Annotated in this window: 11 protein-coding genes and 1 tRNA gene; 3 read left to right on the top strand and 9 right to left on the bottom strand. The window is 64.0% G+C overall.

All coding sequences use genetic code 11. The features are described 5' to 3' along the window. Window positions 1–70: 70 nt before the first annotated feature. Together edd and zwf are read right to left on the bottom strand one after the other, a co-directional pair. On the bottom strand, window positions 71–1,897 hold the full coding sequence (edd, locus tag K426_RS14165) for a phosphogluconate dehydratase (protein WP_066558255.1): 1,827 nt from the start codon (window positions 1,895–1,897) through the stop codon (window positions 71–73). Beyond that, window positions 1,890–3,350 (bottom strand): glucose-6-phosphate dehydrogenase, encoded by a 1,461-nt coding sequence (gene zwf, locus K426_RS14160; protein WP_066561813.1) that lies wholly within the window; start codon window positions 3,348–3,350, stop codon window positions 1,890–1,892. Before zwf ends, edd begins: the two co-directional genes overlap by 8 nt. 329 nt (window positions 3,351–3,679) lie before the next feature. Between zwf and K426_RS14155 the strand changes: the two genes are divergently transcribed. Beyond that, window positions 3,680–3,764 (top strand) — tRNA-Leu (locus K426_RS14155). 251 nt (window positions 3,765–4,015) lie between these two features. On the opposite strand, the gene K426_RS14150 is transcribed toward K426_RS14155, so the two are convergent. Next, window positions 4,016–5,158: an aminotransferase class I/II-fold pyridoxal phosphate-dependent enzyme gene (locus K426_RS14150; protein ID WP_066558252.1), complete on the bottom strand. Its 1,143-nt coding sequence runs from the start codon at window positions 5,156–5,158 to the stop codon at window positions 4,016–4,018. A gap of 55 nt (window positions 5,159–5,213) precedes the next feature. Between K426_RS14150 and K426_RS14145 the strand changes: the two genes are divergently transcribed. Next, a complete protein-coding gene (locus tag K426_RS14145) occupies window positions 5,214–5,477 on the top strand; it encodes a hypothetical protein (RefSeq protein WP_066558247.1) in 264 nt (87 codons plus the stop codon). Window positions 5,478–5,481: 4 nt separating this feature from the next. On the opposite strand, the gene pgl is transcribed toward K426_RS14145, so the two are convergent. The 5 genes from pgl to K426_RS14120 form a co-directional block, all read right to left on the bottom strand. After that, window positions 5,482–6,171: a 6-phosphogluconolactonase gene (gene pgl, locus K426_RS14140; protein WP_066558243.1), complete on the bottom strand. Its 690-nt coding sequence runs from the start codon at window positions 6,169–6,171 to the stop codon at window positions 5,482–5,484. 6 nt (window positions 6,172–6,177) lie between these two features. Next, window positions 6,178–6,651, bottom strand: coding sequence for a YbaK/EbsC family protein (locus K426_RS14135; RefSeq protein WP_066558240.1), 474 nt, complete (start codon window positions 6,649–6,651; stop codon window positions 6,178–6,180). Then, window positions 6,648–7,652: a UDP-glucose 4-epimerase GalE gene (gene galE / locus K426_RS14130; protein WP_066558238.1), complete on the bottom strand. Its 1,005-nt coding sequence runs from the start codon at window positions 7,650–7,652 to the stop codon at window positions 6,648–6,650. Before galE ends, K426_RS14135 begins: the two co-directional genes overlap by 4 nt. Before the next feature lie 190 nt (window positions 7,653–7,842). Then, window positions 7,843–10,032 carry a 3-hydroxyacyl-CoA dehydrogenase NAD-binding domain-containing protein gene (locus K426_RS14125; RefSeq protein ID WP_066558236.1) on the bottom strand — a complete coding sequence of 730 codons (2,190 nt, stop codon included), beginning with the start codon at window positions 10,030–10,032 and terminating at the stop codon, window positions 7,843–7,845. 134 nt (window positions 10,033–10,166) lie between these two features. Beyond that, entirely contained in the window at window positions 10,167–11,375 is a 1,209-nt protein-coding gene (locus tag K426_RS14120) for an acetyl-CoA C-acetyltransferase (RefSeq protein WP_066558232.1), read from the bottom strand. A gap of 212 nt (window positions 11,376–11,587) precedes the next feature. On the opposite strand from K426_RS14120, the gene K426_RS14115 reads away from it, so the two are divergent. Continuing rightward, window positions 11,588–13,249, top strand: coding sequence for an MFS transporter (locus K426_RS14115; protein ID WP_066561811.1), 1,662 nt, complete (start codon window positions 11,588–11,590; stop codon window positions 13,247–13,249). A gap of 4 nt (window positions 13,250–13,253) precedes the next feature. Here the strand turns inward: K426_RS14115 and K426_RS14110 are convergent, their stop codons facing one another. After that, window positions 13,254–13,844 carry a nucleotidyltransferase family protein gene (locus K426_RS14110; RefSeq protein WP_066561809.1) on the bottom strand — a complete coding sequence of 197 codons (591 nt, stop codon included), beginning with the start codon at window positions 13,842–13,844 and terminating at the stop codon, window positions 13,254–13,256. Window positions 13,845–13,950 lie beyond the last annotated feature (106 nt).

The raw sequence follows: 13,950 nt of genomic DNA, 5'->3' as shown, positions 1-13,950 counted from the left end.
CCCAACTGCTAAGTCGGGAGATGGATTCCCGCCTTCGCGGGAATGACCAAAATGGGGTACAACCACTGCGTCACAGTTCGGTCTCCATCGCCGCGAGAATGGGCGAGGCGCCGCTTTCCGCTAGGTCGCTATGATGGCGGAACAGAGCGAACAACTCGCGGCCGGTGTCATAGGGAGCAGGGGGGGGCGTTGGAACCTCCCGCACGTCCCACTCCGCCGCGTCGACCAGCGCCGTGATCTCTCCCGTCTCCGCGCAGACCCGGACGACATCGCCATCGCGCAGCTTGCCGATGGGACCACCGCCCAAAGCCTCGGGCGAGAGGTGAATCGCCGCGGGCACCTTGCCCGACGCGCCCGACATGCGCCCGTCCGTGACCAGCGCCACGCGGAACCCCCGATCCTGCAACACGCCCAGCGCCGGGGTCAGCTTGTGCAATTCCGGCATTCCGTTGGCACGCGGCCCCTGGAACCGCACCACGACGACGACATCGCGCTCCAGCTCGCCCGCCTTGAAGGCGCGCAGCACATCGTCCTGATCGTGGAACACCGCCGCTGGCGCCTCTATGGTCCAGCGTTCCTTGTCGACCGCGCTTACCTTTATGACGCAGCGCCCCAGATTGCCGGAGAGCAGTTTCATCCCCCCATCCGGGCTGAACGGATCGGACACGGGACGCAGGATCGCCCGATCCCGCGATTCCGGCACATCCTTCCAGACCAGCGCGTCATTTTCCAGCACCGGCTCCTGCCCATAATCGGCCAGCCCCCGGCGCGCCACGGTCGGAATATCGCCATGCAGCAAGCCGTTGCCCAGCAATTCCCGGATCACATAGCTCACGCCACCCGCCGCATGGAAATTGTTCACATCGCCCGAACCGTTGGGATAGACCCGCGCCAGCAGCGGCACGACATCGGAAATCTCCGCGAAATCAGTCCAGTCGATATGGATTCCCGCCGCCCGCGCAATGGCGGGCAGGTGGATGGCATGGTTGGTCGACCCGCCGGTCGCCATCAGGCCGATGATGGCGTTGACGATCGCCTTCTCATCGACGCAATGCCCCAAAGGCCGATAGTCATCGCCGTTCCAGCCGATGCGTGAAAGCTGGTGCACCGCCGCCCGCGTCAGTTCTTGCCGCAACTTCGTGCCCGGATGGACGAAGGAGGCGGCGGGCATGTGCAGCCCCATCATCTCCATCATCATCTGGTTGCTGTTGGCCGTGCCGTAGAAGGTGCAGGTGCCCGCGCCATGATAGCTGGCGCTCTCCGATTCCAGCAGTTCCTGCCTGCCCACCTTGCCCTCGGCATAGAGCTGGCGGATGCGCACCTTCTCCTTGTTGGCAAGGCCCGAAGGCATCGGCCCGGCGGGGATCAGGATGGTCGGCAGATGCCCGAAACGCAGCGCGCCGATCAGCAGCCCCGGCACGATCTTGTCGCAAATGCCCAGCAGCAGCGCGCCCTCGAACATCGCGTGGGACAGCGAAACCGCCGTCGACAAGGCAATGGTGTCGCGGGAAAAAAGCGACAGGTCCATGCCCGCCTGACCCTGGGTCACGCCGTCGCACATCGCCGGTACGCCGCCCGCGACCTGCGCGGTGCAGCCGACCTCGCGCGCCGCCAGCTTGACCTGCTCGGGATAGCGGCCATAGGGCTGATGGGCCGAAAGCATGTCGTTATAGGCCGTGACGATGCCGAAATTCATCGCCGCGCCGGTGCGGATGACAGCCTTGTCTTCGCCGCTCGCGGCAAAGCCATGGGCAAGGTTCCCGCACGAAAGCTGATCGCGGTTGGTCCCCGCGTCCCGCCCGCGCTCGATCAGGCTTAGATATTTGAGACGCGAAGCGGCGCTGCGCTTCACGATGCGTTCGGTGACCTTGGCGATCACCGGATGAAGATCAGTCATTCCAGCTTGCTCCGTCACGTTCGATAAGGGCAATGGCTGAGGACGGCCCCCAGTTCCCTGAAGAATAGGGCGAAGGCTTCACGCCCGCCTGTTTCCACCCCTCGATGATCGAATCGATCCAGGTCCATTGAGCTTCGACCTCGTCGCGGCGCACGAACAGAGTAGCGTCGCCCGCCAGCAGATCGAGGATCAGCCGCTCATAGGCGATGCGGCGGCGCTGCCCGGCAAAGGCGGCGGTCAGCGACACGTCCAGCGTCACCTCCTCCAGATGCACGTCGCGCTCCAGCCCCGGCCTTTTGCTCATGATGAGCAGGCGGATAAATTCTTCCGGTTGCAGGCGGATGATGAGCGTATTCGGCTCCAGCCCCGACCCGCCATTCCGCCCGAAGATCGAATGGCGGACCGGCTTGAATTGGATCAAAATCTCCGACTGGCGCGCGGGCAGCCGCTTGCCGGTCCGTAGGTAGAAGGGCACGCCCTGCCAGCGCCAATTGTCGATATAGGCTTTCAGCGCCACGAAGGTTTCGGTTTCGGACGGCTTGCCCAGTTCGTCGGCATAGCCGGTCACGATCTGCCCGCCGACCGCACCCGGCGTATATTGGCCGCGCACGCTATGCGTCTTCACGGTCTCCGCCGTCATTGGGCGGAGCGAACGCAGCGCCTTGACCTTCTCGTCGCGCACGGCGGTCGGGTCCATCCGCGCGGGCGGCTCCATCGCGATGATCGACAGGATCTGGAGGACGTGGTTCTGCACCATGTCGCGCAGCGCGCCCACGCCGTCATAATAGGATACGCGGCCTTCCAGGCCCACCGTCTCGCCCACCGTGATCTGCACATGATCGATGGCGGTCGCGTTCCACAGCGGCTCGAACATCACATTGCCGAAACGCAGGGCCAGCAGATTCTGGACCGTTTCCTTGCCCAGATAATGGTCGACGCGGAAAATCTGGCCCTCCGCGAACAGGGCGCCGATGCCGTCATTCACTTCTTTGGAAGATGCCAGATCTTTCCCGATCGGCTTTTCCATGGCGATTCGCGTCTTGGGCGTGATCAGGCCCGCTTCGGCCAGCCCCTGCGCGGTGGGGGCGAAGAGGGAAGGGGGCGTCGAAAGATAGACGGACACGCCCTTGTCGAGTCGGCCATCCAGCCGCTCCGCCAGCGCCTTGAACTGCGTGGCATTGCCCGCCTCGACCGGCTGATAGACGATGATGTCGCACAGCCGCTCGGCCATGTCGGCATCATAGCGGTCGGCGGCGAGGAATTTTCGCAAGGCCTTGTCGATATCGGCGCGGAATTGCTCGTCGGTGAATTCGGATCGGCCTGAAGCGATAATCAGGAAATCTTGCGGAAGCAGGCCATCGGCCAGCAGATTGTAGAGCGAGGGAAAGATCATCCTGTGGGCCAGATCGCCGGTGGCGCCGAACAACAGAAACGTGGCAGACGGTTCGGTCAAAGGTTGTCCCTTTTCCGCTTGAGCGATTTCCAAGAGGGCGGATGCCCGCTGGCCGGAAATCGCGGTGACAAAGAACCGGACAGGCCGGTCCAATGCAATTGGGCCGGTTGTCCGATGTTTTCAGGTCTGCACGATGCCGCCTTTATACCCTGCGGCGCTCGTTACGCAAGCAGGCTATCGCCGCGAGGTTCATCTCGCAACCGCGAGAAGATGAAACCGTTGATTTTTGGCTGGACGCTGGCCGCCGATTTTGCCATTGGCGCTCCACCCTAGCGTTTTCAAGGATGATGGAATCATCTTCTGGCTTAAGAAAACGCGGTAAAGGGCACGCGGGCGTGGTGAAACTGGTAGACGCGCCGGACTCAAAATCCGGTTCCGAAAGGAGTGTCGGTTCGATTCCGACCGCCCGCACCATATTTTTTAGGCCTCGGGCGCCGGCGCCGACATCCGTCGGCTTGGCTATCCTCGCATAAGCTCGGGCGGCCGTTCGGCCTTGCGAACCCTAAAGGGTTCGTTGTTTTGCGCACTGGCGAGCAAAAAGAGCCCGACAGCCGTGGCTGCCGGGCAGGTGAGCTTTCACAATGTAAAAGCTTCGGGTCGCGCCGCAGCGATTAACCGCAAATCATTATTATACCAGATAAATTTTCATTCTTATTGGGAATGGATCAATCTCTTGCCGCGCCCTGTGCATCGAACCAGGGAATCATGCGGGCAATGGCGTCCTCCACCCGATCGGTCGAAACGGCGAAGCTGAAACGGATGTGCCGATGCCCGTCGACCGGATCGAAATCGATCCCCGGCGCCGTCGCCACGCCGGTTTCGCGCAGCAATTTCTGGCAGAAGGACAGGCTGTCATTGGTCAGATGCCCGACATCCGCATAAATGTAGAAGGCACCATCCGGCGGCGCGATCTCCTTCAATCCCAGCGCGGGCAGGGCCGCCAGCAGCAGCTCCCGATTCCGCCGGTAGGTCGCGACATGCCGCTCCAGCTCATCGATGCAGTCAAAGGCTTTCAGACCCGCATGCTGCGCAAGGGAAGGCGGCGTCAGGAACAAATTGCCCATCCGCGCCCGCGCCGTGTCGATCAGCTCCGGTGGAAACACCACCCAGCCCAGCCGCCACCCGGCCATGGAAAAATATTTGGAAAAGCTGTTCACGATGACCGCGTCCGGCGCGAATTCCAGCATCGACCGCGCCGGCTCGCCGTAACTCAGGCCATGATAAATCTCGTCCGACACGATCCTGATGCCGCGTGCCCGGCAAACTTCCGCGATTCGCGCCATTTCCTCCGCCGGAATGATAGTCCCGGTGGGATTGGCCGGGCTGGCGATGATGGCCCCGTCGGGCGCCGGCTCCAAAGCCTCCAGCGCCGCCGCACTGATCTGATAGCGCTCCGCCGGCCCGCAATCGACCTCCAGCGGTTCCAGATAAAGCGCCTTCAGCGTGTTGCGATACGCCACATAGCCCGGCCGCGCCGTCGCCACCCTGGCACCCGGCGCGAACAGGCTGGTCAGCGCCAGCACCAGCCCCGGCGACGCGCCGCAGGTGAGCAATATCTGCTCCGCCTCCACCGCCACGCCATAGCGTTCGCGATAATGCAGCGCGATCCGTTCCTTCAGCGCCGGGCTTTCCCAATAGCCCATGGGGTCGCTGTCCAGCACGGCATGGGCCTCGGCAATGGCGGCGGACGGCGCCCCGGTCGAAGGCTGGCCGAACTCCATATGCAGGATGGATCGCCCCTCGGCCTCCAGCTTGTGCGCTTCCCGGCTGATGGCGATGGCGTGAAAAGGATCGATGTTGGCAACCATGCGCCGCCTCTTACCCGCCCCGCAACCTTGTCACAATCGCCGCGTTGGGAAAGACGTGAACGAAACCATCCTCGACGCGCTGCAATATTATGGCGCCGCCGCCGCCACCATCGCCGCCCTGATCGTATCGCTGAACCTGGGCCGCCGCATCACCGGCTGGGCGTTCGTGTTGTTCGTGACATCCTCGATCGCGCTGATCGGCTGGGGTTTCCTCGCCAAGGACAGCGAGGGCATAGGCTTTCAGAACATCGCGCTGCTTGCGATCAATCTGGTCGGCGTATGGCGCTATCTCTTCTCGAAACAGAAACCCCGCGATTGAAAACTCACTCCGAAATCCAGACCTCGACCGACACCGCATGCTGGCAAAGCGCCACCCGGATCGGCAGTTCCTCGACAGGCCCGTCCGCCAGCGCCCGATCATAAACCGCCTTCTTCGCCGCCCCGCCGATTTGCAGGAACACATGCCTGCTCGCCAGGATCGCCTTCGCACTCAGCGACATGCGCTGATGCGGCGCGGCAGGCGGCGTGACCGCCAGCGTCAAGGCTTCGGTCGAAAGCCCCTCGGCCAGTTCCTTCGCCGCCGGAAACAGCGAGGCGGTATGCCCATCCTCGCCCATACCCAGCAGCACGATGTCGAGCGGCCAGGGCAGGGCCGCAAAAGCCGCCTCGCATCCGGCCTGCCCGGCATAGGCGTCCGCCGCGTCATTCTTCATCGGCACGAAGCGCGCCGCCGCAGCCTTCCCCTGCAACAGCGTTTCGCGAACCAACCGCTCATTGCTGTCGGCATGGTCGGGCGCGACCCATCGCTCATCGACCAGCGTCACGATCACCTTGTCCCAATCGAGCGCCACGTCCGATAGCGCCTCCAGAACGGGCCTTGGCGATCGCCCGCCCGAAAGCGCGATCGTCGCCACGCCCCGCGCCGCGATGGCGTCGCCCAGGATCATGGCGATCCGCCGCGCCATGTCCGCCGCCGCCAGCGCGCCATCGACGAAAAGATGTTCGGTAGGCATGAGCGTTTAATTCCCTTCCGGAAGGGTGCAAATATCGATCCACCGCGCGCAGGTCAGTTCGGCCAGCCGCTCCGGCGTCAGTTCCACCGAAGTCGTCCGCGATCCCGCCGCCGGAAACACGGTGTCGAAATCGCGCAACGATACGTCGCAATAGATGGGCAGCGGCGCCGCCAATCCAAAGGGGCACACGCCGCCGACCGGATGGCCCGTCAATCCCTCGACCTCCTCCAGCCCCAGCATGCGCGGCTTGGCTCCCAGCGCGGCCTTGGCCTTGCCATTATGCAACCGCGCATCGCCCCGCGCCACCACCAGCGCGACCTCATCCCCTACACGCAGCGACAGGGTCTTGGCGATCCGGGCGGGAACCACGCCCAAAGCCTCCGCGGCCTCATTGACCGTGGCGGTGCTCACCCCCTGGTCGATGATGGCGACATCCGGCGCATGGGTGGAGAAAAAGGCCCGAACGGACTCCGCGCTCATTCGCCCCGAATCTCCGTCAGCTTGCGTTCCCAGGCGAGGGCGTGGGTCACGATCTGGTCCAGATCGGCATATTGCGGCTTCCAGGGAAATTCCCCCATGATCGCCCGATTGTCGGAGATCAGCGCATCCGGATCGCCCGCGCGCCGCCCTTCCATCCGCCGGTCGATCTTCAGGTTCGTCACCCGGTCCACCGCGTCCAGCACCTCCAGCACGGAAAAACCGCGGCCATAGCCGCAATTGAGCAGATAATTCTGCTCCGGCTTCGCCATCAGCGCCTCCAGCGCCAGTACATGGGCCGCCGCCAGATCGGTGACATGGATATAATCGCGCACGCCGGTTCCATCGGGCGTGTCGAAGTCGGCGCCGAACACCGAAACATGGCTCCGCTTGCCCAATGCGGCCTCGACCGCGACCTTGATCAGATGCGTCGCGCCCGCCGTCGACTGCCCGGTCCGCCCCGCCGGATCGGCGCCCGCCACGTTGAAATAACGCAGCGCGCAGAAATTCATCGCATGCGCCGCGCTCACGTCGCGCAGCATATATTCGGTCATCAGCTTCGACATGCCATAGGGATTGATCGGCCGCTGCGGCGTCGTTTCCTTGACCGGGCTTTCCTCCGGAATGCCATAGGTCGCCGCTGTCGAGGAAAAGATGAAATGCGGCACGCCGACCGTCACGACGCTCTCGATCAGGTCGCGGGTCTTGGCGCTGTTGTTATGATAATATTTCAGCGGATTCTCGACCGATTCCGGCACCACCACCGATCCGGCGAAATGCATGACGGCCTTCACCCCATGGTCGCGCAAAGTCTGCTGCACCAATGGCTGATCGGCAATATCGCCCTGAACGAACGCCACATCGTCCGGCACCGCCCAGCGAAAGCCCGTCACCAGATTGTCGATCACCACGACGCCATAGCCCGCATCCCGCAGCGCCAGAACGGCGTGGCTGCCAATATAGCCGGCCCCACCCGTCACCAGAACCGTCGGCTTTTCGCTCATATATTTCGCCCTGTCTGTCTTAGCTGCAACGTGCTCCTGCGAAGGCAGGAGTCCAGTCCCGCCGTCTGAACTGGGCTCCTGCCTTCGCAGGAGCACGTTATTCATTTTCGACAGGAGACCCTCAAAAAAAAGGCCTCCCCGGAAATGTTCGGGAAGGCCTAAACCACTAATCCAACGATTTACACCCCATTCATGCCGCGGCGCGGGACGAAACGGGGCGATAGAAAGTCGCGCCGCTCGCCGCCATGTCCTGCAACTGCACGGTCGGCGCGAAACGGTCGCCATGCGTTGCCGCCAGCCGCTCCAGCACGGCCACCACATGACCGATGCCGACCGTGTCCATATGGCTGAACGGCCCGCCGGTATAGGGCGCGAAGCCCCAGCCGAAGATCGCGCCGATATCGCCATCCTCCGGCGTCTCCAGCACGCCTTCCTCGAAGCATCGGGCGCATTCGACGAGCTGGCGATAAAGCAGCCGCTCCTTCACTTCCTCGACATCGGGCTGCACGGCGGCGCGGGGGAACATCTCCTCCAGCCCCGGCCACAGATGCTTCTTTCCGCCTTCGGGATAGTCGTACCAGCCCTTGGCGCTCTTGCGGCCAAGGCGTCCCAGTTCGATCATCTGCGCCATCACCGCGTCGGACGGCTGCGCGACATAGGCGTCGCCCAGTTCCTTCTGCGCGGCGACAACGATCTTGTGGCCCAGTTCGATGGACACCTCATCGCCTACGGCCAGCGGCCCCACCGGCATCCCCAATTGCCGCCCGGCATTTTCGATAAGTGCGGGGTTGATCCCCTCCGCCACCATCTCCACGCCTTCCTGCACATAGGTGCCGAAGCAGCGCGAGGTGTAGAAGCCACGCGAATCATTGACGACGATGGGCGTCTTCTTGATCTGGCTCACGAAATCCAGCGCCTTGGCGATCGCCGCAGGCCCGGTTTGCTTGCCGAGGATGATCTCGACCAGCGGCATTTTCTCGACCGGCGAGAAGAAGTGGATGCCGATGAAATTCTCCGGCTTGCTCCACGCCTTGGCGAGTTTGGTGATCGGCAAGGTGGAGGTGTTGGACCCGAAAATCTTGTCCGCGCCCAGCACTTCCTCGACCTTCTTGGTCACCTCCGCCTTGATCGCGACATCCTCGAACACCGCCTCGATTACGAAGTCCGCTCCAGCCAGCGCGGCATAGTCGGTCGTCGGCGTCACGCGGGCCAGCGTCTCCGCCATCTTCTCGGGCGTCATGCCCCGGCCCAGCCGCTTCTTCAGCACGTCCTCGACATGCGCCTTGCCCTTTTCGGCATAGGCCTGATCGCGGTCGAACAGAACGACCTCGATGCCCGCTTGCGCCGCCACGGTGGCGATGCCCGCGCCCATCATGCCCGCGCCCAGCATGGCGAGCTTCTTCGTCGGCGCCCTGGCCTCACCCTTGGGCCGCCGCGCACCGCGTTCCGCCGCCTGCTTGTTGACGAACAGGCTGCGGATCATGTTCGCCGCCTGTGGATCGGCGGCGACCTTGGCGAAATATTTGCTCTCGACCCGGATCGCCCGGTCGATGGGCAGGAAAGCGCCCTCATAGACCGCCGAGAGCAGCGCGATCGGCGCGTTCATGTTCCGCTGCGTCTGCTTGAGCGTCATCGGCAGCGCGCCCGCCATGGTCTGCACGAAGGCCGGATTGAACCCGCCCGCGCCACCGGGGAATTTGAAGCCCTTCTGGTCCCATGGTTGCACGGAGGCGGACGGATTGGCCTTCACCCACTCCCTAGCCTTCGCCACCGCAGTTCCCTGCGGCACCACCTCGTCCACGACCTTCATCATCGCAGCCTCAGCCGGGCGGAACAGCTTGCCCTGCAACATGTACATGAGCGACGCCTGCACGCCCATGATGCGCGGCAGACGCTGCGAACCGCCGCCGCCGGGGAACAGGCCGATCAGGATTTCGGGCAGGCCAAGCTGGGTCTTGGGGCTGTCGCCCACGATCCGCCGATGACAGGCCAGCGCCAGTTCGAACCCGCCGCCGACACAGGTGCCCTCAATGGCGCAGGCGACCGGCTTGCCGCAGGTTTCGAGCCTGCGGAACAACTGGTTCAGCACGAAAACCTTGTCGAATATTTCGGCGGGGGAGGGGTGCGCATTGTCCTTTTGGCCATTCTCGCTCACCAGCATGGAGCCGAAATATTTAAGGTCCATGCCCGCCATGAAGCCGCTGTCCTTGCCCGATGCAATGACCGCGCCCTTGATGGCGTCCTCGGAAGAAATGCGCGTGATCGCGGCGTCCAGATCGGCCAGGAAATCCGGGCCGATGACGTTCATCGACTGATCGGGCACGTCGATGGTCAGCGTGGCGACGCCGTCGGCGTCGATGTCGAAATTGATGGTCTGCATTTGAGGCAACCTTTCCTACCTCCGTACGTGCTGAGTAGGGGCTGAGCTTGTCGAAGACCCGTATCGAAGCATTGATCCTTCGATACGCCATTTCGACGGGCTCAATGGCTACTCAGGACGAACGGCTCCAATGTTCAAACGCGCTCGATGATGATGCCCGTGCCCATGCCCGCACCGACGCACAGGTTGATGAGCGCCGTGCCCTTGCCGGTGCGTTCCAGCTCATCCAGCGCCGTGCCCAGCACCATTGCCCCGGTCGCGCCCAGCGGATGGCCCATGGCGATCGCGCCGCCATTGACGTTGATCTTGCCATGATCGAGGTCCATCGCCTGCATGTAGCGCAGCACCACGCTGGCGAAGGCTTCGTTGAGTTCCCACAGGTCGATGTCGGACCTGCTCATGCCCGCCCGGTTCAGCAGCTTGCCCGCCACGAATTCCGGCCCGGTCAGCATGATCAGCGGCTCCGACCCGATGGAGGCCATGGCCTTGATCCGGGCGCGGGGCTTCAGCCCATATTTCTCGCCCATCTCCCGATTGCCGACCAACACTGCCGCAGCGCCGTCGACAATGCCGCTGCTGTTGCCGGCATGGTGGACGTGATTGACCTTTTCCAGTTCGGGATAGCGGAGGAGGGCGATGGTGTCGAAGCCCGGCATGTCCTCACCCAGCGCCGTGAAACTCGGCTTGAGCGCGGCCAGGGACTGCATCGTCGCATCCGGCCGCATATGCTCGTCATGGTCGAGGACGACCTGCCCGATGATATCCTTCACCGGCACGATCGATCTGGCGAAGCGCTTCTCATCCCAGGCGGCCTTGGCGCGCTTCTGGCTTTCCACGGCATAGGCGTCGACATCGTCGCGGCTGATGCCGAACTTGGTGGCGATCACGTCGGCGCCGATGCCCTGCGGCGCGAAATAGGTCTTGTAGGCGACCGCCGGGTCCATCGCCCAGGCGCCGCCGTCCGAGGCCATGGGCACCCGGCTCATCGACTCGACGCCGCCGCCGATGGCGAGACCGGCCTCACCCGAATAGACCTTCGCGGCGGCCATGTTCACGGCCTCCAGCCCCGAAGCGCAGAAACGGTTGACCTGCACGCCGGGCACGGTCTGCGCATAATCGGCGTTCAGCACCGCGACGCGCGCAATGTCGGCACCCTGTTCGCCCACCGGACTGACGCAGCCCAGGATCACGTCGTCGACATCGGCGGTGTCGATCTCCGTCCGGTCGCGCACCGCTTCCAGCATCTGCGTCGCCAGTTGGATAGGGGTGATCTCGTGCAGCGACCCGTCGGCCTTGCCCCGGCCCCGGGGCGTCCTGACGGCGTCGTAAATATAGGCTTCCATGGCTTTTCCTCTCTGGCCCGCCGCATGCGAGCGCCGGATACGCCCGCAAATGTATTTACGTTTACGTAAAGTGCAAGTCTCAATCGACAGTCCCGCCCGACCGTAACGTCAACTTCCAGAGTATGGGCAACTCACTACTTCATTCATGGATTCGCGCCATTTTCCGATTCGCTGATTTGACCCTCGGCCCCAATTGGGCTTCATGGCATTTCGTGTCTGAATCAGATTCCCCTCCGCCGCCATCGCCCCTGTCGATCCCGATCTTCCGGGCGATCTGGTGGGCCAGCCTTGCGTCCAACTTCGGCGGGCTGATCCAGTCGGTCGGCGCACAGTGGATGATGACCTCGCTCTCCGCCTCGCCCCAGATGATCGCGCTGGTTCCGGCAGCGACGACCCTGCCGATCATGCTGCTGTCGCTGTGGGCCGGGGCGGTGGCGGACAATAGCGACCGGCGGGTGGTGATGCTGCTCTGTCAGTTGTTCATGCTCACCGTCTCCGCCCTGCTGGCATTGTTCGCCTGGATGGGATGGGTGACGCCCTGGGCGTTGCTGGGCTTCACCTTTCTGATCGGCTGCGCCACGGCCATCAACGGACCAGCCTGGCAGGCTTCTGTGGGTGACATGGTCCCGCGAGCGGCCTTGCCCCATGCTGTTTCGCTCAATTCCATGGGCTTCAACATGGCCCGCAGCATCGGCCCGGCGCTGGGCGGCGTCATCGTGGCTGCCGCCGGCGCGGCGACCGCCTTTCTGGTCAATGCAGTCAGCTATATCGGCCTGGTCGCGGTGCTGGCCCGGTGGCGGCCCGAAAGCGTTCCCCAGCTTCTGCCGCGCGAACGCATGGGCGTCGCGATGCGGGCCGGGGTCCGCTATGTCACCATGTCCCCCAATATCCAGCTCGTTCTGCTGCGAAGCGCGGCCTTCGGCGTTGGCGCAAGCGCTGTTTCAGCGATGATGCCGCTGGTGGCGCGCGATATATTGGGCGGCGGAGCGCTGACTTTCGGGGCGCTCAGCGGCGCCTTCGGCATCGGCGCGGTGACGGGCGCGCTGTTGACGGGGCAATTGCGCCGCCGCTTTTCCGTCGAGGCCATGGTGCGCTGCGCCGCCATGGCGCTCGCGGTCGGCACGGCGCTGATGGCGATCAGCGACTGGCTGGTCGTGGCGTTGGCGGGGCTCCTGCTGGCTGGTGCGGGCTGGGTGATCGCGCTTTCGACCTTCAACGTTTCCGTTCAGATGTCGGCGCCGCGCTGGGTCGTGGCCCGCGCGGTCGCGATGTATCAGATGATCGCCTTTGGGGGCATGGCTGGTGGCGCCTGGCTGTTCGGCACATTGGCGGAGGACCATGGCGTCGTCGTCGCCCTCTATATTGCCGCGGCCGTCCAGTTCGTCTCAGCGCTCATCGGCTATGTGCGTCCGCTGTCGCAGGCGGGCGAGGAAAATCTCGACCTTCAGAATTTGTGGCGGGAGCCCGAGACGGCGGTTCCGATCGAGCCCCGCAGCGGGCCTGTGGTCGTCACCATAGAATATCGCATAGCCGCCGGATCGGTCGTTCCCTTCCTGACGGCGATGAGCGAGCGCCGCCGCATCCGCCGTCGTGACGGCGCCCATGGCTGGTCGCTGCTGCGCGATCTGGGCGATCCGGAATTATGGGTGGAGCGCTATCATGTGTCGACCTGGCTGGACTATGTCCGCCACAACAGCCGCCGGACCGTGGCCGACCGGGCGAACAGCGAAGCCATAAACGCGCTGCACCGCGGCCCCCATCCGCCGGTCGTCCATCGCATGGTGGAACGGCAGACCGGTTCGCTGCCGTTGGGACGCTCTGCCGACCCGCGCGAGATGGGCGATCCCATGACCGATCCGACTCGTTCCAGCTAATTTGCTATTCGGGCCGCCGCTCGGCCAGATCCTCCGGCGTGTCGATGTCCCGCAGGCAGGCGCCCATGGTTTCTATCTGCACGCCATGGCTGAGCAGCGCGCGGGCGCCCTGGTCCCCGCGCAGCGCCAGCAGTTCGGGGAAATGCTTCCGCCCGATAAAGGCCGGGGGCGAAGAGGAAAAACCGTCCGTGCTGGCGACGACGGACCGGATGTCCTCGGCCGCCAGGCAGATGCGGTTGTAATGCGTCTGCGGCACATCGGGCATGTCGGCCAGGCAGATCAATATGCCACGGCATTTCCGGATCGGCATGACATGTTCGACCGCCCGGATGATGCTGCCCGATATGCCGTCCTCCGGCCGGTCGTTGACCAGAATCGTGTAGCCGCGCCGCTCCAGCCTGCGATGCAGGACCGGCGCCTGGGCGATGGGCCGTACGACCGCCACCAGTTCGGCAAATATCATGGAGGCGATGGTTTCCAGCGCGTGGACAGCGACCGGCTTGCCCCGCCAGTCGGCCATCAGCTTGTCCTCCTCCCCGAAACGTGAGGAAGTGCCCGCTGCAAGGAGGACGGCGGCGATATGTTCGGTCCGCATGGTTCCCCTGTGGATGATGATAGCGACCCGGTTCATCCGGTTTGATATCCATGTGCCACCGCTATGTTGTCGTGTCCAGCAGGGCGAAGGGGCTGGCGTTCCTGCG

Origin of the sequence: Sphingobium sp. TKS (genome assembly GCF_001563265.1) — a bacterium.
In the GTDB taxonomy this organism is placed as follows: domain Bacteria; phylum Pseudomonadota; class Alphaproteobacteria; order Sphingomonadales; family Sphingomonadaceae; genus Sphingobium.
Note: the sequence above shows the minus strand (reverse complement) of the source record. Positions and strands in the feature narration are given on the sequence as shown.

What these genes read in the sequence shown, in the direction of transcription:
- pgl (WP_066558243.1), bottom strand. Translation starts at nt 6,171, where the DNA reads ATGCCTACCGAACATCTTTTCGTCGATGGCGCGCTGGCGGCGGCGGAC.
- K426_RS14120 (WP_066558232.1), bottom strand. Translation starts at nt 11,375, where the DNA reads ATGGAAGCCTATATTTACGACGCCGTCAGGACGCCCCGGGGCCGGGGC.
- K426_RS14110 (WP_066561809.1), bottom strand. Translation starts at nt 13,844, where the DNA reads ATGCGGACCGAACATATCGCCGCCGTCCTCCTTGCAGCGGGCACTTCC.
- K426_RS14135 (WP_066558240.1), bottom strand. Translation starts at nt 6,651, where the DNA reads ATGAGCGCGGAGTCCGTTCGGGCCTTTTTCTCCACCCATGCGCCGGAT.
- galE (WP_066558238.1), bottom strand. Translation starts at nt 7,652, where the DNA reads ATGAGCGAAAAGCCGACGGTTCTGGTGACGGGTGGGGCCGGCTATATT.
- K426_RS14150 (WP_066558252.1), bottom strand. Translation starts at nt 5,158, where the DNA reads ATGGTTGCCAACATCGATCCTTTTCACGCCATCGCCATCAGCCGGGAA.
- K426_RS14125 (WP_066558236.1), bottom strand. Translation starts at nt 10,032, where the DNA reads ATGCAGACCATCAATTTCGACATCGACGCCGACGGCGTCGCCACGCTG.
- edd (WP_066558255.1), bottom strand. Translation starts at nt 1,897, where the DNA reads ATGACTGATCTTCATCCGGTGATCGCCAAGGTCACCGAACGCATCGTG.